This is a genomic window from Anaerococcus marasmi, assembly GCF_900290195.1.
Classification (GTDB): domain Bacteria; phylum Bacillota; class Clostridia; order Tissierellales; family Peptoniphilaceae; genus Anaerococcus; species Anaerococcus marasmi.
This window is the reverse complement of sequence record NZ_OLMF01000004.1, coordinates 585,797-608,426: the sequence shown is the minus strand read 5'-3', so window position 1 is coordinate 608,426 and position 22,630 is coordinate 585,797. Positions and strand designations below refer to the sequence as shown.

The window sequence follows — 22,630 nt, the reverse complement described above, 5'->3', positions numbered from 1 at the left end:
GAAGCAATGAAAATTTTAATTGTAGGATCTGGTGGAAGAGAGCACGCCCTGGGAGAGAAAATTAAGTCTTCTGATAGAAAACTTTATTTTGCTCCAGGAAACGCTGGTACGAGTGAAATTGGCGAAAATATAGATATAGAAGCTACTGATATTGAAAAGCTTGTAGAATTTGCCAAGGAAGAAGAAATTGATTATACAATAGTGGGACCAGAAGATCCCCTATGTATGGGCCTAGTAGACAGATTCCAAGAAAATGATTTAAGTGTTTTTGGAGTTAATAAGAAGGCTTCTAAGTTCGAATCAAGCAAGACTTATTGCAAGAATTTTCTAGAAAAATACAAAATAAAGACACCAGCCTATCTTAGGAGCGAAGATAAAGAAGAAATCCTAGCCTATGGAGAAAAGCTAATAAAAGAAAAAGGAAAACTTGTCCTAAAAAGAGATGGTCTTGCTGGAGGTAAGGGAGTTTTTATCATAGATAAGCTAAGCGAGTTTAGGGAGAAAGCTTCAGAAATCCTTGCCATGGATAAATTCTTAATTATAGAAGAATTTATAGATGGATTTGAGATGAGCCTCCTTGCCCTAACAGATTCATCTACTATAATTCCTCTCCCAACAGCTAAGGACCATAAGAAAATCTATGATAGAGAAATTGGCCCAAACACTGGCGGGATGGGAACATATGCTCCCAATGTCGAGGCAGAAGCCTTTAAGGAAAAGATAAGTGAAGATATACTTCCTAAAATTATAGAGGGTTTTAGGAAAGAAAATATCGACTACAGAGGAGTCCTTTTCATAGGATTTATGATTAATGAATCAGGAATTTATGTTCTAGAGTTCAATGTAAGATTCGGAGATCCTGAAACCCAGGTCGTATTAGAGCTTATAGATAATGATATATTAGACCTACTTATGAAAACTTCTTCTAAAAAGCTAGACCAAGTTAATCTAGAAATTAATGACAAGAAAGCAGTCTCTTTGGTTCTAGCATCAGAAGGCTATCCTCTATCATATGAAGTCTCAAAGGAGATAACATTTGATGAGGGAATTAAATCAAAAATAATCCATGCTGGCACAAAGAAAGACGAAGGAAAGATCCTAACAGCTGGCGGAAGGGTCCTAAATATCCTTTCGGTAAGTGATAGCTTTGATGAGGCTATTGCAAGAGTCTATGAGGACAGTGAGAAAATCCACTTTGATGGTAAGTATTACAGGAAGGATATTGGACCATCAGTTAAGAGAGTTTATGTTAAGAAGAAGGATGCTTACGACTTTGAATCTAAAAATCTAAGGAAAAAAATCCGAAATTCTCTAGGGATTAATCTTGAATCTATTAAGATTTACAAAAGATATGACCTAGAAACTGAAGATAAAAATATAGAAAAACTTCTCTACACAGTCCTTGCCGAAGCTCCGGTAGATTCAGCTTACGCCTTTGATGATGCTCTTAAGCTTCAAGAAAGCTTTAAAAATACTATAGTGAGCGAATATCTACCAGGTCAATTTAACCAAAGGGAGCAAGGCATTTTAGATGCAGCATCGCTTGTAATAGATGATCCAAATCTTTTAGTAAGGGCTGCTACGGTCTACGAAATCGAAGGGGCAAGCTCAGAAGAGCTTGATAGCATTGAGGACTTTATCATTAATCCAGTAGATTCTCATAGGGTAAATCTCTTAGGAATTCCCACAAGCCTTAAATTAAGCCATGCGAAAAATCTAGAAAACATAAGCTATGACGGATTTAGGGATTTTGATGATGATAAACTTAGAATCTTTTTAGAAGATAACTCCTTGGCTATGAGCCTTGATGACTTAAGGATGGTTCGCGATTATTTTATAAGTGAAAACCGCGATCCAAACGAGACTGAAATTAAAATCCTAGATACTTATTGGTCAGATCACTGTAGGCATACGACCTTTAACACATATTTAGATATAAATATCGATGCAAAGACTCTTCTGGATGAAGCTATTAAGGAATCCTTCGACAAGTATCTAAAAATGAGAGATGAGCTAGGCCTTAGAAAGCCAATCAATCTCATGAGTTTTGGAACTATTCTTTCTAAATACATGAGAGCCAATGATAATTTCGATGATCTAGAAGTAAGTAAGGAGATCAATGCTTGCTCAGTCTTTACCAAGGTAAGGGTCCTAAGAGATGGGAAGGAAAACTTAGAAGAATATCTACTAATGTTTAAGAATGAAACCCACAACCACCCAACAGAAATAGAGCCATTTGGTGGAGCATCTACTTGTCTTGGGGGAGCTATAAGAGATCCACTTTCTGGAAGAAGTTATGTCTACCAAGCCATGAGACTAAGCGGAGCTGGAAATATAAAGGAAGCTTACGAGGAAACACTCGCGGGAAAACTCCCACAAGCAAAGATTACTAAGGAAGCGGCTTTGGGATATTCTTCCTACGGCAATCAAATTGGCCTTGCAACAGGTCTTGTAGATGAATTCTACCATGAAGGTTATACCGCCAAGAGGATGGAGTGTGGAGCAGTAATAGCAGCAGCACCGGCTGAAAACGTAAAAAGACTTGACCCAGTCCCTGGTGATTTGGTAATCCTACTAGGTGGAAGGACAGGAAGAGATGGTATAGGGGGAGCTACAGGCTCATCTAAATCTCACAAAATAACTTCCATTCAGACAGAATCTGCCCAAGTCCAAAAGGGTAATGCTCCAGAAGAAAGAAAGATTCAAAGACTCTTTAGAAGAGGCGAAGTGGCAAGTCTTATCAAAAAATGTAACGACTTCGGCGCAGGTGGAGTCTCTGTTGCCATCGGAGAGCTAGCAGATGGAATTGATATATACCTAGATAAGGTTCCCTTAAAGTATGAAGGTCTTAAGCCTTTTGAGATAGCCATATCAGAATCACAAGAGAGGATGGCTGTGGTAATTGACAAAAAAGACCTTGATGAATTCATGGCCTATGCTAAGGAAGAAAACCTAGAGGCTACTTTAGTTGCGAGGATTACAGACAATAATACCATGACCCTTTACTACGGAGACGATACGGTTGCCAAGCTTTCTTATGATTTCATTAACACCGACGGGGCGGAAAGATATGCCAAAGTTTCTTATCTAAGCGAAGATAAGCCAGATTTATTAAAGGAAAAGGATGATGACCCAAACAAATTCTACGAAAAGATAAAAGACATAGATCGACTAAGTAAGAGAAATCTTATCGAGATGTTTGATTCATCCATAGGAAGAAATACTGTCCTAAGTCCTCTTGGAGGAAGGAAACTCTTAAACCCTGCCCAAGTTATGGCAGCGAGGATTCCAGTTGATAGAGGCGTATCAAAGACGGTTTCTCTTATGACCTATGGCTTTGATCCAAAACTTTCATCAGAAAGTCAGTATCTTGGAGGATACTATGCAGTTGTAGAATCCATAGGAAGGCTTGTAGCTGTAGGATCAGATTCAAGTAAAATCAGACTATCCTTCCAAGAATTCTACGAGTCAATGGATAGTGATAGAGCCTGGTCTAAGCCACTTAAATCCTTACTGGGAGCTTTTGAAGTATCAAGCTTTTTTGAAACACCTCCTATAGGCGGGAAGGATTCAATGAGTGGTACTTTCGAAGATCTAAAGGTCCCACCAAGCCTAATATCTTTTGCAGTAACTACCGAAGATATAGAAAATATTATTACCAATGACTTTAAGGGATCTGGACGAATCGGTCTTATAAAAACTTCCTACAAGGAAGACGGAAGCCTAGATCTAGAAGAATTAAAGGAAAACTTCCAAAGGCTTAATAAGGATATAAGAGAGGGAAATGTAATATCTGCAATTTCTCTAAGTAGGAAGGGACTTCTGACAGATTTGTATGAGCAAAGTATAGGAAATGCTGGTTTTACAATAGATTACGATAATCTCTACAATCCTATGTTTGGATCTTTCCTAGTTGAGTATAAGGATGATCGTGACTTTATAGAAAATATTGGAAGCTTTAGCGAAGATATCATCGTAAATGGAGTAAAACTTGACAAGGAAAAACTTGAGGATATTTACCTCCATGGTCTAGATGAAATATTCCAAGGATATGAAAATACTTCCTATAAAAAGCTAAATCCTAATAGGGTTACTAGGAGATTGAAAGCCAAAAATTATGTTTCAAAGCCAAAGGTTACAATCCTTGCTGCTCCTGGAACAAACTGTGAGCTAGATAGCGAGAAGGCCTTTAGGAAGGCAGGTGCAGATACAGAGATTTTAGTCTTTAGAAACCAAAATGAAAGCGAGATTAAAGAATCTATAGACAAACTAGCAGAGCTTATAAAAGAATCTCAAATCTTTATGATTCCTGGAGGTTTCTCATTAGGAGATGAGCCAGATGGTTCGGCTAAGTTCTTGGCTAATATTATAAGAAATGAGAAAATTTCCAAGGCGATAGATTATCTATTAAATGAAAATGATGGCTTGATAATAGGAATCTGTAATGGCTTCCAAGCTCTTGTTAAGACTGGGCTCTTGCCATACGGTAGGGTTAAAATCCAGGAAGAAGCTGACCCAACTTTAACATTTAATAGGTCTTCTCGTCATATAGCAAGTTTTGTTAATACAAGATGCTTGACTAATAACAGTCCATGGACAGTGGGAATCGACCTAGATAAGACCTACAGAGTTCCAATCTCCCACGGCGAAGGAAGATTTATTGTAAATAAAGAAAAACTTGAAGAGCTTCTAGACAATGATCAAATATTTTCAGTCTATGAATCTTCTCCTAATGGATCTAACTATAATATAGAAGGAATCTTATCTAAAGATGGAAAAATCCTAGGTAGGATGGCCCATGCTGAAAGAGTTGATGATGATTTATTCAAGAATGTCTATGATGTAGAAAGAGAATTGTTGTTTGAAAATGCTGTAAATTATTTTAGAAAGGAAGAGAAATGAAATTTTTAGGAGACGGATTAACCTTTGATGACGTTCTACTAGTACCAGGACCTTCGGAAGTCCTACCAAACGAGGTAGATACTACAACCAATCTTACCAAGAAAATAAAACTAAACATACCAATAATGTCTGCTGGTATGGATACTGTAACAGAATCTCAAATGGCTATAGCCATGGCAAGACAAGGTGGTATAGGAATTATCCACAAAAATATGCCTATAAATGAGCAAGCTAGGCAAGTTGATGTTGTAAAAAGGTCAGAACATGGAGTGATAACAGATCCCTTCTACCTTCATCCAGAAAACCTCCTCCAAGATGCCTTAGATATAATGAAAAACTATAGGATTTCAGGAGTTCCAATAGTCGATAAGGACATGTATCTTAAGGGTATTCTAACCAATAGAGACGTAAGGTTTGTCGAAGATCCAAATCTTGTAATTGATTCTATTATGACTAAGGAAAACTTGGTTGTAGGTTATGAGGGAATCAAGATGAAAGAAGCCATAGGACTTATGGAAGAAAGCAAAATCGAAAAGCTTCCTATAGTAGATGAGGACTACAAGCTAAAGGGACTTATCACAATAAAAGATATCGAAAAGTCCAAGCAATATCCTAGATCTGCAAGGGACGCTAATAATAGATTAGTAGTCGGAGCAGCTGTTGGTATTACCAATGATATGATGGATAGGGTAGATGCCTTAGTTGCTGCCAATGTTGATGTTATAACCCTTGATACTGCCCATGGTCATTCCAAAAACGTCCTTTCTGCTATAAGAAAGATCAAAGAAAAATATCCAGACCTAGACCTCATAGCAGGAAATGTCGCAACAGCTCATGCTACTCGTGACTTGATTGAAGCTGGTGTTGACTGTGTGAAAGTAGGTATCGGACCAGGATCAATATGTACAACTAGAGTTGTAACTGGTATAGGAGTTCCACAAATTACTGCTATCATCGATTGTGTAGAGGAAGCCAAAAAATACGACATTCCAGTAATAGCAGATGGTGGTATCAAGTATTCTGGAGATATAACCAAGGCTTTAGCCTGTGGGGCAGATGTAATAATGGCAGGTTCCCTCTTTGCTGGTACTGAGGAATCTCCTGGAGATACAATTCTCTTTGAGGGAAGACAATACAAGGAATACCGCGGTATGGGATCCCTTGCTGCTATGAAGGATGGATCTGGAGATAGATATTTCCAAACTAATACCAAAAAGTACGTTCCTGAAGGAGTTGAGGGAAGAGTTGCCTACAAGGGTCCTGTTGGAGAGGTAGTCTACCAACTCTTGGGTGGACTAAAATCAGGAATGGGCTATGTTGGAAGCAAGGACTTAGCTGAACTTTATGAAAAGGCTCAGTTTATAAAAATAACTCCAGCTTCCCTTATAGAAAATCACCCACACAATATCACAATAACTAGAGAATCACCAAACTATTCTAAAAACTAGGAGGAATTATGACAGACGTAAGAATAATAATGGGCTCAGCCTCAGATGTAGAAATCGCCAAAAAAGTAACATCAATCCTTAAGGACTTCGATATTGATTACCAAGTATCTGTAATTTCTGCTCACCGTGCGCTAGATCTTCTGGATGAGACAATAAAAAAAGATGACTGTAGTGTTTATATAGGAATTGCCGGCATGGCAGCTCATCTTGCAGGGGTTATGGCGGGAATGACCATAAAACCTGTTATAGGAGTTCCAGTTGGTGGAAGTAACACAGCAGGTCTTGACGCCTTACTATCAATGGTACAAATGCCAAAGGGAGTTCCAGTAGCTACAGTTGCCATAAATGGTGGCAATAACGCAGCCCTCCTTGCTATACAAATTCTTGCCCTAAAGGATGAAGAGCTAGCCTCTAGACTAAAAAATCACAAGAAAGAAATGCTTGAAAAAGTTATAGCAGATGATAAAAATCTCGGTGAAATATAATGGCAAAATTAACTTATAAGGATAGCGGAGTCGATAAGGAAAAGGGCTATAAGGAAGTAGAGTTAATCAAAAAAATCGTAAAAGAAACTCACAGCAAGGAAGTCCTAACAGATATAGGAGGCTTTGCTGGGGCCTTTGCCCCAGATCTTACAGGAATTGATAATCCAGTTTTCCTAAGCGGAACAGATGGGGTTGGGACAAAGATAAAACTTGCCATGGAGATGGATAAGCATGATACAGTAGGGATTGATTGTGTAGCCATGTGCGTTAATGATATCCTCTGCCAAGGAGGTAAGCCCCTATTTTTCTTAGATTATATAGCTACAGGCAAGCTTAATCCAGAAAAGATGGCAAAGCTTGTCGAAGGAGTTGCAAAAGGTTGTAAAGAGGCCTCAGCAAGTCTAATAGGTGGAGAGACTGCCGAGATGCCAGGTATCTATAAGGATGATGATTATGACCTGGCAGGTTTTGCTGTAGGAATTTGCGATAGGGATAAGTTAATTGATGGGAAAAGTCTAAAAGAAGGAGATATTGCCATAGGACTTTACTCATCAGGAGTTCACAGCAACGGCTTTTCCCTAGTTAGAGCTAGCATGGAACAAGCAGGAGTCTCACTAGATGATAGATTTAGTGGGGAAGAAAGTATTGGTGAAAAACTTCTAAAACCTACCAAAATCTATGCTAAGGAAATAAAATCCTTACAAGAAAATATTGACCTAAAAGCAATCGCCCATATAACGGGAGGAGGTCTTTATGAAAATGTCCCTAGGGTTTTAGGAGATGAGTTGGGAGTAGACTTCGACCTAAGTAATCTCGACCTAGATCCAATCTTTACTAAGATTCAAGAATGGGGCAATATAGACACAGATGAAATGTATCATACCTTCAATATGGGAGTGGGCATGGTTGTATTTGTAGACGAGAAAGATAAAGATTTGGCCCTAGACCTCCTAGAAGGCAAGGCTCAAGTAATTGGTAAAGTAAGAAGTGGTAATAAGGATATCAAAATAAAATTATAAGGAGATTAAAATGGAGAAAGTATACACAGGAAAGACAAAAGACGTTTACAAATTAAATGAAGAAGAATATTTATTAAAATTCAAAGACGACGTTACAGGAAACGACGGCGTATTCGATCCAGGTGCCAACAGTGTAGGACTTACAATGGAAGGAGCTGGCCATCAAGCTGTTGCAATGACCAAGTTCTTCTATGAGAAATTAAATGATAAGGGCCTTACAACTCACTTTATTTCAGCCGACCTAGATAAGAACGAAGCAATAGTAAAAAAGGCTGAAGTATTCGGTCAAGGTGTTGAAGTAATAGTAAGATATTACGCAGTTGGATCTTTCATAAGAAGATATGGCAAGTACATCGAAAGCGGAACAAAGATCGATCCATATGTAGAAATCACCCTAAAAGATGATGAAAGAGAAGATCCACTAATCACCAAGGATGCCCTAGTTTTATTAGGAATAATGACTGAAGAAGAATACGAAGAGCTCAAAGACTTAGCCTTAAATATAGGTGAAATCGTAAGAGAAGAGCTAGAAAAGAAGGACCTCGATCTTTATGATATCAAATTTGAATTTGGTAGGATTGAAGATGGCAAGGTAGCCCTAATAGATGAAATCTCAGGGGGAAATATGAGGGCCTATAAGGGAGATAAGTATATCGAACCACTCGAACTTGAAAAAATAATGTTAGGTTAATTAATTAGACTCTAGCTAAAGCTTTGAGAGATGAAGTTTTAGCTAGGGTTTTCTTTTGTCAAAAATTACTAAGATAATTTCATTTTATAAATTTCAAAGTATAATAATACCTATGATACGATAATGCTTTAATGTAAAGGAGAAAATTATGGGCTTATCATTAGCTATGAAAATACTCAAAAGTCACTTACTCAAGGGAGAATTAATCCCTGGCCAAGAGATTGCAATTAGGATCGATCAGACCCTAACCCAGGATTCTACAGGAACTATGGCATATCTTCAGCTAGAAGCTATGGATATAGAAAACGTACAGACACAAAACTCCCTTGCCTACATAGATCACAACATCCTCCAACAAGGCTTTGAGAATGCAGATGATCACGAATTTATTAAATCTGCTGCTAATAAATACGGAATCACCTTCTCTAAGGCAGGAGGAGGGATTTGCCATCAGGTAAATCTAGAGCAGTTTGCCAAACCAGGCGATACCCTCCTAGGATCTGATTCACACACTCCTACTGGAGGAGGACTTGGCGAGCTTGCCATTGGGGCAGGAGGACTTGAAGTTGCAGTAGCTATGGCCAGGGGATTTTACTTTGTCAAAGTGCCTAAGATATATAGGGTAAATCTAAAAGGAAGTCTTCCTCCATATGCCAATGCCAAGGATGTAATCTTATACATATTAGGAAGGCTAAGTGTTAAGGGTGGAACTGGCTATATTATGGAATATAGCGGGGAAGGTGTAAGGTCCTTATCTCTTACAGACAGGGCTACTATTTGTAATATGGGGGCAGAGCTTGGGGCTACTACTTCGATTTTCCCGACAGATGAGAATACTAGAATTTATCTTAAGTCACAAAATAGGGAGGATGATTATATTAAGCTAGAAGCAGACCCTGACGCCTCCTATGATGAGACCATCGACATAGATTTAAGTGAAATAGAACCTGCTGTAGCAAGACCCCACTATCCAGACCAATATATGAAAGTTTCTGATTTAGGAAAGATAAAGGTCGATCAAGTGGCTATAGGATCTTGCACTAATTCATCCTATGAAGATTTGATGAAAGTTGCTTCAATCTTAAAGGATAGGACAGTTCATCCAGATGTTTCCTTAGTTATTTCCCCAGGATCTGCCACTATTCTAGAGAAAATCTCAGAAAATGGGGCTCTTGCTACATTTATCAAGGCGGGAGCCAGAGTATTAGAGTCAGGATGTGGACCATGTATAGGGATGGGCCAAGCTCCAAAGGCGGGAGCAGTTTCCCTAAGGAGCTTTAATAGAAACTTTAAGGGAAGGTCTGGGACTATGGACGCTCAAATATATCTAGCAAGTCCAGAAACTTGTGCTGTAAGTGCTGTTATGGGCTATATAGCAGATCCAAGAGAGCTTTCATATGAAACAAATTTTGATAAAAATGTAAGCTTTAACCAAAGCCAAGCCTATTTTATAAAGCCAATCGAAGATAAATCAAAGAGGGTAAAAGAAACGGTCAAGGGGAAAAATATCAAAGACTTTCCAAAGACAGAAAAGCTTAATGATATAGAAAAGAAAGTAATCTATAAGGCAGGTGATGGGATAACCACAGATGATATCTGTCCATCAAATGCCAAACTCTTACCATTTAGGTCAAATATAGCCTATCTATCAGACTTTGCCTTCACTACCAAAATCAGCGACTTTAAAGAAAGATGCGAGAAATATAAGGGAGGAATTATCCTAGCAGGAGAAAACTACGGCCAAGGCTCTTCTAGGGAGCATGCTGCCCTCATCCCCCTATATCTAGGAATCAAGGCGGTAGTATCCAAGTCCTTCGCAAGAATACATAGGTCAAATCTTATTAACAATGCAATAATTCCCCTAGAATTTGTTAATCCAGCTGATTATGACAAGATAGACGAATATGACGATATTAGGATTTCTAATATAAGAAAGGATATAGGAAAGGGCGAGTTTATCCTAGAGGATTTAACAAAGGATATAAGGATTCGAGTAAAAGCTGACCTATCGGAAAGGGAGAAGGAAATCCTCTTAGAAGGTGGCTATCTAAATTATGCGAAAGGATTGGAATTATAGGAGTATGTTTGTAACTTTAATTAAGGGAGATGGGATAGGGCCAGAAATTACCGAGTCCCTAAAGAAAGTAGTAGGTAGTTTAAAAGTTGATATAGAATTTGAAGAAATAAATGCAGGTCTTTCTGTCTTTGAGAAGGAGGGAGTCTACATTCCCCAGACCTTATTTGACTCTATTAATAAAAATAAAATCGCCATCAAGGGACCAATAACAACCCCCATAGGCCACGGCTTTAGGTCTATTAATGTAGAGCTTAGAAAGAAATTTGACCTATATGCAAATATTAGACCCATCAAGGCCCCAGGCCCTCTTGATTTGAAGTTTGATGGTGTGGATATGGTTATATTTAGGGAAAATACCGAGGATTTGTATGCTGGTCTTGAAGAGATGGTATCTCCTAATGAAGCCCATTCGATTAAAATTATAACTAGGGAAAAATCAGAGAGAATAATTAGGGCAGCCTTTGAATATGCAAGAGCCAATAATCGCAAGAAAGTCAGCGTTATAAGCAAGGCCAACATCATGAAGCTTAGTGATGGGCTTTTCCTTGATGTGGCTAGGGAGATTGCCAAAGCTTATCCTGACATAGAATTCGAAGAGCTCCTAGTAGATAATACAGCCATGCAGATGGTTATTAATCCAGAAAGATTTGATGTAATAGTTACAGAAAACCTCTATGGAGATATCCTATCAGATCTTGGGGCGGGTCTTGTTGGAGGACTGGGCCTTATGCCTGGAGTAAACAAGGGTAAAGACATTGCAATTTATGAATCAATTCATGGTTCTGCTCCAGATATAGCAGGGAAGAATCTCGCAAATCCTATAGCCCTTCTTTTAAGCTTCTGCTTGCTACTCGATGATATAGGAGAAAAAGATAAGGCTAAAGCTCTTAGAGACGCTATCTATGAAACTTTGAAGGATAAGAAGAACTACACTAGGGACCTCGGCGGGACAAATTCAACTTATGGCATTACAGATACGATAATTTCTTTCTTGGGAGATAATAATGGATAAGAAACAAGAAGAAAGACTAAGATTTTATGCCAAAGAGATTGAAAGAAACAATAAAATCAAAAAAGAAGTCTATGAAAATTATAATATAAAAAGAGGGCTTAGAAATAAAAACGGGACTGGAGTCCTTGTCGGAGTAACCCAGGTGGGGGATGTGATGGGATATAAAATTATAGATAATAAAAAAATCCCTAGCCGAGGCGAACTCTATTACAGGGGATACCCTCTTACAGAAATTGTAGAAGATATAGAAAAGGATAAAAGATTAGGATTTGAAGAAGTAATTTATCTATTACTCTTCAGTAAACTAGGCAATGAGGCAGAGCTTAAATCTTTTAAGAGTATCCTTGTCGAAGAAAGAGCCTTGACGGATAGTTTTTTTGAAGACATAATCCTTAAAGTTCCAGGTTCTGACATAATGAATAAGATGATGAGGTCTATGCTCGCCCTTTATACCTACGACAAAAATCCAGACGGTACTGATGCCCTAAATGTTCTAGGTCAATCATTATCTTTAATTTCCAAAATACCAATCCTTGCAGTCTACTCCTACCAGGTCAAAATCCATAATTTTGATAAGAAGTCTCTGATAATCCATAATCCAGATGATAGCTTGACAATCGCAGAAAACATCTTGCAGATGCTAAGAAATGATCAAGCCTATGAGAAAGTTGAGGCTGAAGTCTTAGATTTAATGCTTATAATTCATGCAGAGCACGGTGGTGGAAATAACTCTGCCTTTGCAACCCATGTAGTCTCTTCCTCAGGGACTGATACATATTCCGCTATAGCAGCAGGTCTTGCATCACTTAAGGGTCCCAAGCACGGTGGAGCGAATCTAAAAGTAAGTAAGATGCTTAAAGATATTAGAGAAAACGTGGATGATTTAGATAATAGATCTAAGATCAAAGCCTATCTAGAAAAGATCCTAGATAAAAAAGCCTTTGATAAGAAGGGTCTAATTTATGGTCTAGGTCATGCTGTCTACACACTTTCAGATCCTAGGGCAATCCTTCTAAAGAAAAAGGCCAGAGAGCTTTCTATTATAAAAGGCAGGGAAGAGGATTTTCACTTCATAGAAAATGTAGAAAAAATAGGAAAAGACTTGATAAGCCAAAGACAAAACAGGCCTTATCCACCTTGTGCCAATGTAGATCTTTATTCAGGCTTTGTCTACGATATGTTAAAAATTCCTGAAGATCTCTACCTTCCTATGTTTGCTATAGCAAGAACCGTTGGCTGGTCAGCTCACAGATTAGAGCAAATTCAAGATGATAAAATAATTAGACCTGCCTACAAGTCTTTAAATGATAGAAGAGACTATGTTCCTTTAAGCGAAAGAAAATAAATTCTAGTAAGTTTTATAAATATATTTAATATGTTAAAGGTGAATTCAGGCAAGTGGCAAGCTTGCTTGATTTTTTTCCTTTTGGGTAGAATTATAAGGTGAATAAATAATAAATAGTAAGGATTATCCCTAATTTAAAGTAAATATTTTAATAATAAATTTATAAGTTATAGGAGGGTAAATGATAAGAGAAATAGTTAAAAATAATATAGGTATTATCTATCTTGATAGGGCAGAGAAAATCAACGCTTTAAATCTTGATATGATATATGAGATTTATGACATATTAGAAAAATGGAAGGATGACGGAAGAATTAGGGCAGTCCTATTTGATTCCTTGGCTGATAAGGGCTTTTGTGCTGGGGGAGACCTTAAGGAAGTCTACGAGGATTATCTGACAAATGACGATGAGGAAGATAAGGATAAATTCTTTAGGACGGAGTTTGAACTAGATAAGTACATCGAAAGATATGAAAAGCCAATCATTAGCCACTGGTTTGGTATAACCATGGGAGGAGGAATAGGACTAACCATTAACTCCGACATGAAAATTACTGATGAAACGACAAACTGGGCTATGCCTGAGACAAGACTAGGTTTTGTACCGGATGTTGGAGTATGCAAGGAGATTTCTAAACTTCCCCAAGCTCTTGGCCAATACCTTGCCTTGACAGGATCAAGTCTTGGGGCAAGTGACCTTATTAAATATGACCTAGCAGATTTCTATATTAAATCATCTAAGTATGAAGAAATTATAAATAAACTGTTTGATTTATCTGGAAAGTACGAAGGAGATAGGTTATTAGATGAGTTTAGGAAAGTTTTAAGAGAATATGAAAATAAGGAAAATACTTCAAAGATAGAAGAGGATTTAGGAAAGATTGAAGAATACTTCTCACTTGACTCTTACAGACAGATTTATCGTAAACTTAAGGCGAATACACATGATGACTTTGCTAGAAAGATTCTTTCTAATCAAAATGAGAGATTTCTTTTTATGCTAAGCCTACAATTTGAGAAATATTTCCTTTGCAAGGACTTAACATATGCTGAAACTATAGACTTAGATTATGAAATATTAAAATATTCGGTAGAAATAGGCTCAATGGAAGAGGGAATAAGAGTAACTATGATCGATAAAGGAGACTTTCCAAACTGGCCAATTCAAAGTCTTGATGAAGTAGATATGGCTAAGGTTAAAGAGCTTTTGGGCATAGATAAGACTTATGAAGAAAGGCTCAGTAAGTAATTAACTCTAGCTTAAATTGGGTATAAATTTACTAATAGAGGAGGGGAATATGAATAAGAGAAAGATAAGTATGATTTTTTTCATAATTGGTCTTTTGGTATTTGGAATATCTTTGATATTACCTGTTGATATCTTAGAAGCTTATACGAACTTAAGACCTGTAGGAATTGGAACTCTAATAGTTTGCCCAATACTTGGTATAGTTGGCTTATTATTTGCTATCAAGGAAAAAACAATAACAGTTGCCTTATTAAATGTCTTACTGATTTTAGCATTTCCAATAGTGATGCTTATAGGCTACAGCTTAATGTAAATACTAGCTTCTAGCTCAGGCTGGGAGCTTGTTTTATTTATTATATAAGAAAACATTTGCATAAGGAAGAAGGAATAAATGACTAAGAAAAAAATAGCAATTCAAGACACCTACGGAGAAAGATTCAGACATTGTTGGGGATGTGGATCAGATAACGAATCAGGACTTCACTTAAAATCATACCCAAGTGAAGATGGGGCTTCTTGCGTAGCGGAAATCATTCCAGATGCTAAATACACTGGCGGAGTCCCACAAAACCTATTTGGAGGAATGATAGCCATGCTATTTGACTGCCACGGAACAGCTTCTGCTGCCTACTTCAAACACAAGGATAAGGGCCTTGACCTTACTGAAGATACAGTAATAGGAAGATTTATCACAGCAAGACTTGAAATAAACTTCAAAAAACCAACTCCAATGGCTGAAACTGTAAGAATAATAGCAAAGCCTTTGGAAATAGGAGATAGGAAAGTGATAGTGGATATGAAAATGTACGCCAAAGAAGAATTGAGAGCTGAGGCAAAGATGGTTGCCGTAGCTGTAAAGGATAATATGTAAGGATTAATATTTAGTAAAGAGATTTATTAATAGTTTAAAGAGCTTGTTAGTTATTTATCTTATATTGAAATATTTCTAAGATATTTCAGAGAAAATGATGAGTACTACTAGCTCTTTTTTAAATTAAAGAGATATTGTATTGACAGCTAATGAGTATTAGCTTATAATATATATAAGGCTAATAACTATTAGCCTTGGAGGATTATGTGAGCACTAGAGAGAAAATTTTAGATAAATCTTTAGATTTATTTTCCGAAGATGGATATTCTGATGTAAGTTTAGAGAAAATTGCTTGTGCAGTTGGCATCAAGGCACCATCGATATACAAGCACTTTAAGTCAAAGAAGGATATTTATGATAGCCTCTTGGCTACAGCTATATCTAAGGTGGACCAACGTCTAGAAGGGATCGATAAATATGTGGTGAATAAGGGCGAGTCAAATAGGCTTGATCTTCCTAGACTTTCTATCGATATATTTGAGTATCTACTTCATGATAATTATGTTTCACGAATTAGGAAAATGATTTCAATAGAGATGTATAAAAACCCCCATGCCATGCAGTTTTATGTGGAAAAGTTCATTGAAAATCCAATTGCCAAACATGAGGAGTTTATCAGAAATCTGGGAATCAAGGAAGATTATGACGTAAAGGTCCTAGCGACAATATTTTACTCACCGATACTTCTAGCAGTTAAGCTATATGATGCTGACCCAACTGAGGAAGATGAACTAGTAGATTTGTTGAATAAATCTTATAAGATGTTAGAAAATATACGGAAATAATATGGAGGAGAAAATATGAATTTGAATGAGAAATTTACAACTTATGCAGTAGGAAAAACTTTATCTTATATTCATAAAGATCCTAAGAAGAATTTGCCAAAGGCAGTAAGCCTTGCTAGAAAGATTTCCCCAGATGCCTATTCTTCACAAATCGATAAGATTGAGGAAGTTATAAATGATCCTGATAATGTTTTTTATAAATACATTATAAACATGCTTGATACTATCGATGAGGACGTTTTTGATAAGACAATTACAAACTTTATGCTCAATGGCGTTTTGTTTAGTGAAGATCTTAAGAGAGAAACAAGAGAAAAATATAATTGTAATGTCCCTTGGACAATCCTTCTTGATCCAACTACAGCTTGTAACTTGAAATGTACTGGCTGCTGGGCTGCAGAATATGGTAAGAGCCTAAACCTTAGCTATGATGAAATAGATGATATTATAAGTCAAGGTAAGGATATGGGTATTTATTTTTACATATACACAGGTGGCGAGCCTTTAGTAAGAAAGAAAGATATTCTAAAGATTGCTGAAAAACACAACGATTGTGAATTTTTAATTTTTACTAACTCTACTTTAATTGATGATGACTTTGTCGATGAAATGCTTAGACTTAAAAATATCGTACCTGCTATTTCTGTTGAAGGATCTGAGTTTACAACAGATGCTAGAAGGGGAGACGGTACTTACAGCAAGGTCCTAGAAGCTATGGACAAACTAAAAGAAAATGGCCTTCCATTTGGTATATCTTGCTGCTACACATCTATGAACTATGAATCAATTATAAGCGAAGAGTTTGTGGATGATATGATCGATAGGGGAGCCTTGTTTGCTTGGTATTTCCACTTTATGCCTGTTGGAAAGGGTACAGGTAAAGAGCTTCTTCCAAAACCAAATCAAAGAGAACATGTTTATCATGAATTAAGGAAATTTAGGAAGACTAAGCCACTATTTTTCTTAGACTTCCAAAATGATGCCGAATACATTGGTGGATGTATTGCAGGTGGTAGGAATTATCTGCATATAAATGCCAATGGAGACGTTGAACCTTGCGTATTTATCCACTATTCTGACTCAAATATTAGAGAAAAGAGCCTACTAGAAAGCTTACAAGCTCCGTTATTTATGGCTTATCACGATGGTCAACCATTTAACGAAAATATGTTAAGACCATGCCCAATGTTAGAAAATCCGCAACTTCTCAGAAATATGGTCAAGAAAAGCCAAGCCAAATCAACAGATATTCTAGAGAAAGAAGAAGTCGATGAGCTTTGTGATAAGTGCGAAGACTACGCAAGCAATTGGAAACCAACAGCAGATAAGCTTTGGGAAGAAAGTCTTAAGAGATAAATGGGAGAAATAATATTTGGATAATAAAGAGATTCGATTAATAGATTATTATGATGATTTTGATAGGACTTTGTCTTGGTATCAGGACCCTATACTATGTAAGCAGGTTGATAATATAGACTACACTTATGATTTGGATAGACTTATCAGGATGTATAGATATCTATGTAAAAATGGTAAATGTTTTTATATAAAGTTTGGTCAAGCTATAGTTGGGGATATAACTTTATTAGATAATAATGAGATTGCAATAGTTGTAGCAAAGGAGTATCAAAATAAAAAAATCGGAAGACGTGCCTTAGAGATATTAATTGATATAGCAAAGAAAGAAGGAAGAAAGTATCTTAAGGCCGAAATCTATAGTTTCAACATACAAAGTCAAAAGATGTTTGAATCTCTCGGATTCATAAAAAAGGAAAATGAAATGTATATCCTCAATTTAGACTAGTGATTAAATAAAAATGAACAATTGTCCCTAAAAATCTTATGAGTATTTGCAAAATATATAGAAAAATCTCATGAGCAAATTATAAATAAATCTTTTCATATATTAAGGTATTTCTAAAAGATTTCTTATGGTTTAGGGACTTTTGTTCATATGTTTTCATAATATACTTAGTTACCTTTCTATTATAAATTATATCCAAGAAATTAATTTCCTTGCCAAACATTTATAATATTTCTATACTTATTTTTTAATCGCAGATTCTGTAGATAATTATTTCAGTGTTCGTACAAATTTATTCGTATTTTATAAATCAACTAACAATTATCCACGCCTAATCTATTAAATCTTGTAAAAATCTCTCAGTTAATATAAACTATAACTAATATAGGAGAGATTGAGCTTAAAGGAAAATGGTATAAGATTTATATTTCAATTTTCCTTGAGGAAGGATGGGATTTTAATGAAGATACTAATAGTTGAGGATGATAGAAATATAGCAAGGCTCCTCTCAGAAGAGCTTAGGGCATGGGCCTACGAGACCTATGAAATAAAGGACTTCTCCAAGGTGGTAGAGGAAGTGGAAGCTCTAAAGCCTGATCTTATCCTTATGGATATTTCTCTTCCTTTTTTTAATGGATTTTACTGGACCCAAGAGATTAGGAAGAAATCTAAAGTCCCTATTATTTTTATATCCTCCCACACAGAGTCTATGGATATAATCCAAGCTATGAATTTTGGAGCGGATGATTATATTACAAAACCAATTGACATAGCAGTAACTAGGGCAAAGATTCAAGCAGTCCTTAGGAGAGCTTATGATTATAAGATAGATTCAAATGTTTTAGAATTTGATAATGTTTATCTCGATCTTTCCAAGGCGAGCATATCCTTTGGGGAAGAGACTACTATTTTGACAAGGACTGAGCTTATGATTCTTGAAAGTTTATTTGAATCTAAGGGAGATATAGTGATGAGGGAAGATATCATAGAAAAATGCTGGCAAGGCGAGAACTTTATTGATGAAAATACTCTCGCTGTAAATATCACGAGATTAAGGAAAAAGTTAAGACAAATTGGCAGGGATAATTTCATACAAACTAAAAAGGGAATGGGTTATTTCCTAGAGGCAAGGGATGAGTAAATTAAAGGATTTTCTAAAAAGTCAAATTCACATAATATGCCTATTTATTGTATTTTCCCTTTGCTTTGTTATTATTTTTATTATATCCGATTATTCTTTGGATGAATTCTTCTTAGGGATTGAGATAATAGGATTTTTATTGCTAATATATTTATCTATTCAATATTCAAAATTTAGAAAAGAAGAATCTTTTAAAGAAAAATACGAAAAATTATTGGATGAGAATAAGAGATTAAGAAGTAGCTATATCAATGAGAAAAAAGACTTGGAAGAGTATTTTCTCCTATGGACCCATCAGATCAAAACGCCAATCACTGTTGCCAACTTAATATTAAACAAAAAGTCTGATCCTGATACTAAAAAGCTAAAAGAAGAGATTTTTTATATAGAAGAATACACAAATATGGCAATAAACTATATCAAGCTTACAGATAGGGCAACAGATATGGATATAGAAAAGGTTGATTTAGATAGACTTATCAAGACCCTTCTTAAAAAATATTCCTTGATTTTTATTAACAAGAAAATATCCCTCGATTATAAAGATACCAAGGTTGAAATTCTCACAGATTCTAAGCTTCTTTCCATAATGATTGAACAAATCATATCTAACGCCTTAAAATACACTGAGGAAGGTAAGATTAGAATTTCCTTTGATAAGGAGAAAAGCACTCTTTCAATCATGGATACAGGAATCGGTATTAGAGATGAAGACTTGGTCAAGATATTTGATAGGGGATATTCGGGATTTAATGGAAGAGTCAATCACAAATCAAGTGGACTGGGCCTATTTTTGGTAAGGGAGATTTCTAAGATTTTAAAGCTTAGGGTAAAAGTTAAGTCTAAATTAGGTCAAGGTAGTGAATTTTTTATAATTTTTCCAGCCAATCTTACAAAATTGTAAGTTTAAGAGTCATCTTGTAATATTAGATAAATGCTAGAGATATTTATATATTCTATAATATAAGTATAGAAAAGGAGGCTTGTATGCCAATCTTAGAATTAAAAAATATTAAACGCATTTATGAAAGTAAGAACATAAAAACCGAGGCCCTAAGAGATGTGAACTTATCGGTAGAAGAAGGCGAGTTCATTTCTATAATGGGAGAGTCGGGAGCAGGTAAGACTACTCTTTTAAATATTATAGCCACCCTAGATAGGCCATCTTTTGGAAATATAAGTCTAAAGGGCAAGGATATGACAAAGCTTAAGGATAGTGAGCTTGCATCTTTTAGAAGAAAGGAACTGGGCTTTGTCTTCCAAGACTTCAATCTCTTAGACCAATTTACAAATAGGGATAATATCTACTTGCCTCTTGTCCTATCAGATGAGAAGAGAGAAGAGATGAATAAAAGATTAGATGAGATTAAGGAAAAACTTGCTATAGAAGAAATCCTAGATAAATATCCTTACCAAATATCAGGTGGGCAAAAGCAAAGGGTAGCCATAGCTAGGGCCTTAATTACAAGGCCTGCCCTACTATTAGCTGATGAGCCAACGGGATCTCTTGATTCAAACTCTTCAAATATGATCCTGGATTTATTTACTAGGGTAAATGACATGGGTCAAACTGTCCTTATGGTAACCCACTCCTTAAATGCAGCTTCATTCGCGAAAAGAGTTCTTTTCATCAAGGATGGAGTTGTATTTCATGAAATCTACAAGGGAGAAGGAGAAGAGCGTAGCGACTTTATGGAAAGGATCAACAAGTCACAAATCATGCTATCAAGGGGTGAGATATAATGAATAAGAAAATCGCCCACAAATTTGCTCTAAAAAATCTCAGGGCACACAGATTAGTCTACCTTCCCTTTATCCTATCATCTGGGATAATGCTTATGGTATTTAATATTATGGCAAGTCTTTCTGCTAACACTTATGTAAGAGAAAGACACGCTTCTCTTCCGAAGATTATTAATATAGGAATTGTTATAATAGGAATACTAACTTTTATATTCTTATTATATAGTACAAATTTCCTAAACAAGAGGAGAAATAAGGAATTTGCTCTTTATGGAATTCTAGGACTTGAGAAAAAACATATAAGAAAGATTATTTTCTTAGAGTTATTAATCGCTTTTGTCATAATAGGAGTGATTGGTCTTCTTGGAGGATATATATTTGGTAAGCTATCCTTCCTTGCCTTAAATAAACTAATGAAAGATGTTGCGGGAGGCTTGATGGATTATCCTTTCTCATTAAAAGCTATGACAGAAAGTATTCTTCTTCTTCTCCTAGCTCTTTTAACAAGTTTATTTGCAACGAGTCTAAAAATATATAATTCTACTCCAGTAGAGCTTTTAGCTGATCAAAAAAGTGGGGAGGGAGAACCAAAATCAAGATATGTTTTGATGATTCTAGGATTTATTTTGCTTATACTTGGCTACTATATAGCCATAAGGACACAAGGAATCCTTGCAAGCCTTGGATATTTCTTCTTAGCGAGCCTCATAGTAATGCTTGCGACATATATTCTGTTTATGTCATTTTCTGTAATATATCTTAAAAGACAGAAAGAAAAGAAGTCCTACTATAGGAAGGAAAGATTCCTAGCTGTATCTGGACTTTTGTATAGGATAAAGTCAAATGCCCTATCTCTTGCGAGTATTTCTATAATGAGCGTTGGTGTAATCATCGCCCTATCCGCTTCCTTATCTATCTATGACAGGATAGAATATTCTGCTAAAAATGTTGTTCCAAGAGATTACAATCTGGATAGTCAAGTAGGAATCGATGAGGACAATCTAGAAGAAGAAAAAGAAAAGCTTAGAAGTATTGTCTATGATACAACTAGGAAGGGTGGAAAGATTACTAATGATTTCATATCCTATGGACTATTTACCAGTATCCAAGTAGACGGAGATAAGTTTGAGACCTTTATGGGAGATGGTAAACATAAACCATATTTCCTCCTGGCTTGTGATCTAGATGGCTATAATAAGAGAGTCGGAAAAGATTATAAGTTATCTGATGATGAAATTCTACTTACGGCCAATCAGAAATTTATGCTAGATAAAGATAAAATTGAAATTGCTGATAGGACCTACAAGGTTAAGATTGTAGACAACTTCATCCCTTCTAATGTCGCTATCGAGACTTATGGCATAGTTGTAAAAGATTTTGATACTATTAAATATCTATCTAGCGAATTTAAGATATTTGATAGGGAGACGTCTAGCTTTAAGGACTCAATTATTTCTCTTTCAGCAAACTGGGATATCACAGACATGGATAAGATGACTTATAGGAAAAACCTAGAAGAATATTCTAAGGATAAGAATATAAATATCGAATACGCAGATAAGTATCTAGAAGATGCCTATGAGCTTTACGGGGGATTTGTATTCCTGGGAACAATAATCGCTATAATCTTTCTTATCTCAACTATTTTGATAAGTTATTACAAGCAAATAAAAGAAGGCTTTGAAGATAGAAAGAAGTATGAGATTATGAAAAAGATTGGTCTAGAAGATAAGCTAATCAAAAAGACGTCTGCTTCTCAGATAAGCTATCTATTTGGAGCTCCTCTGGTCTTTGCTATAATTAATTCTCTAGTAGCTTCCAAAATAGTCTACCAGCTCCTAGCACTTTTTGGAGTGATGACCTTTATGCAATACGGAAAATACTTCTTCATCATGATAGGGGTCTTTGTAGTAATTTATTATATGATATTTAAAATAACAAATAAAGCCTACTATAGGATAGTAAGTAGGTAAATCTAGCCGCTTAGGAGATGGTCCTGGCGGCTTTTTTAATCTTATGTTATAATTAGATAAAGGAAATGTTGAGATATTTTTAAGA

18 protein-coding genes are annotated in these 22,630 nt (G+C 36.0%); all 18 read left to right on the top strand.

Annotated features, from left to right (window positions below; genetic code table 11):
• The first annotated feature begins 6 nt into the window (after positions 1-6).
• Positions 7-4,902 (top strand): phosphoribosylformylglycinamidine synthase, encoded by a 4,896-nt coding sequence (locus tag C7D97_RS03250; RefSeq protein ID WP_105300698.1) that lies wholly within the window; start codon positions 7-9, stop codon positions 4,900-4,902.
• On the top strand, positions 4,899-6,350 hold the full coding sequence (gene guaB / locus C7D97_RS03245; protein ID WP_105300697.1) for an IMP dehydrogenase: 1,452 nt from the start codon (positions 4,899-4,901) through the stop codon (positions 6,348-6,350). The genes C7D97_RS03250 and guaB overlap by 4 nt, the downstream gene beginning before the upstream one ends.
• Before the next feature lie 8 nt (positions 6,351-6,358).
• The gene (gene purE / locus C7D97_RS03240) at positions 6,359-6,835 is read left to right on the top strand and encodes a 5-(carboxyamino)imidazole ribonucleotide mutase (RefSeq protein ID WP_105300696.1); all 477 of its coding nucleotides are present in this window, start codon (positions 6,359-6,361) and stop codon (positions 6,833-6,835) included.
• A complete protein-coding gene (purM, locus tag C7D97_RS03235) occupies positions 6,835-7,854 on the top strand; it encodes a phosphoribosylformylglycinamidine cyclo-ligase (protein WP_105300695.1) in 1,020 nt (339 codons plus the stop codon). Before purE ends, purM begins: the two co-directional genes overlap by 1 nt.
• A gap of 10 nt (positions 7,855-7,864) precedes the next feature.
• The gene (locus C7D97_RS03230; protein WP_105300694.1) at positions 7,865-8,545 is read left to right on the top strand and encodes a phosphoribosylaminoimidazolesuccinocarboxamide synthase; all 681 of its coding nucleotides are present in this window, start codon (positions 7,865-7,867) and stop codon (positions 8,543-8,545) included.
• 148 nt (positions 8,546-8,693) lie between these two features.
• A complete protein-coding gene (locus tag C7D97_RS03225) occupies positions 8,694-10,622 on the top strand; it encodes an aconitate hydratase (protein WP_105300693.1) in 1,929 nt (642 codons plus the stop codon).
• Between the two features lie 4 nt (positions 10,623-10,626).
• The gene (locus tag C7D97_RS03220; protein WP_105300692.1) at positions 10,627-11,634 is read left to right on the top strand and encodes an isocitrate/isopropylmalate dehydrogenase family protein; all 1,008 of its coding nucleotides are present in this window, start codon (positions 10,627-10,629) and stop codon (positions 11,632-11,634) included.
• Positions 11,627-12,979 carry a citrate/2-methylcitrate synthase gene (locus tag C7D97_RS03215; RefSeq protein ID WP_105300691.1) on the top strand — a complete coding sequence of 451 codons (1,353 nt, stop codon included), beginning with the start codon at positions 11,627-11,629 and terminating at the stop codon, positions 12,977-12,979. Before C7D97_RS03220 ends, C7D97_RS03215 begins: the two co-directional genes overlap by 8 nt.
• A 181-nt stretch (positions 12,980-13,160) precedes the next feature.
• On the top strand, positions 13,161-14,228 hold the full coding sequence (locus C7D97_RS03210; protein WP_105300690.1) for an enoyl-CoA hydratase/isomerase family protein: 1,068 nt from the start codon (positions 13,161-13,163) through the stop codon (positions 14,226-14,228).
• 49 nt (positions 14,229-14,277) lie between these two features.
• Positions 14,278-14,541, top strand: coding sequence for a hypothetical protein (locus C7D97_RS03205; protein WP_105300689.1), 264 nt, complete (start codon positions 14,278-14,280; stop codon positions 14,539-14,541).
• A gap of 78 nt (positions 14,542-14,619) precedes the next feature.
• Positions 14,620-15,099 (top strand): hotdog domain-containing protein, encoded by a 480-nt coding sequence (locus C7D97_RS03200; protein ID WP_105300688.1) that lies wholly within the window; start codon positions 14,620-14,622, stop codon positions 15,097-15,099.
• 206 nt (positions 15,100-15,305) lie between these two features.
• A complete protein-coding gene (locus C7D97_RS03195; protein WP_105300687.1) occupies positions 15,306-15,884 on the top strand; it encodes a TetR/AcrR family transcriptional regulator in 579 nt (192 codons plus the stop codon).
• A gap of 15 nt (positions 15,885-15,899) precedes the next feature.
• The gene (locus C7D97_RS03190) at positions 15,900-17,240 is read left to right on the top strand and encodes a radical SAM/SPASM domain-containing protein (RefSeq protein ID WP_105300686.1); all 1,341 of its coding nucleotides are present in this window, start codon (positions 15,900-15,902) and stop codon (positions 17,238-17,240) included.
• 16 nt (positions 17,241-17,256) lie between these two features.
• Positions 17,257-17,688 carry a GNAT family N-acetyltransferase gene (locus tag C7D97_RS03185; protein WP_105300685.1) on the top strand — a complete coding sequence of 144 codons (432 nt, stop codon included), beginning with the start codon at positions 17,257-17,259 and terminating at the stop codon, positions 17,686-17,688.
• A gap of 460 nt (positions 17,689-18,148) precedes the next feature.
• Positions 18,149-18,829: a response regulator transcription factor gene (locus C7D97_RS03180; RefSeq protein WP_105301849.1), complete on the top strand. Its 681-nt coding sequence runs from the start codon at positions 18,149-18,151 to the stop codon at positions 18,827-18,829.
• Positions 18,822-19,733, top strand: coding sequence for a sensor histidine kinase (locus C7D97_RS03175; protein ID WP_105300684.1), 912 nt, complete (start codon positions 18,822-18,824; stop codon positions 19,731-19,733). Before C7D97_RS03180 ends, C7D97_RS03175 begins: the two co-directional genes overlap by 8 nt.
• A gap of 83 nt (positions 19,734-19,816) precedes the next feature.
• The gene (locus tag C7D97_RS03170) at positions 19,817-20,572 is read left to right on the top strand and encodes an ABC transporter ATP-binding protein (protein ID WP_105300683.1); all 756 of its coding nucleotides are present in this window, start codon (positions 19,817-19,819) and stop codon (positions 20,570-20,572) included.
• The gene (locus C7D97_RS03165; protein WP_105300682.1) at positions 20,572-22,545 is read left to right on the top strand and encodes an FtsX-like permease family protein; all 1,974 of its coding nucleotides are present in this window, start codon (positions 20,572-20,574) and stop codon (positions 22,543-22,545) included. Before C7D97_RS03170 ends, C7D97_RS03165 begins: the two co-directional genes overlap by 1 nt.
• The last annotated feature ends 85 nt before the right edge of the window (positions 22,546-22,630 follow it).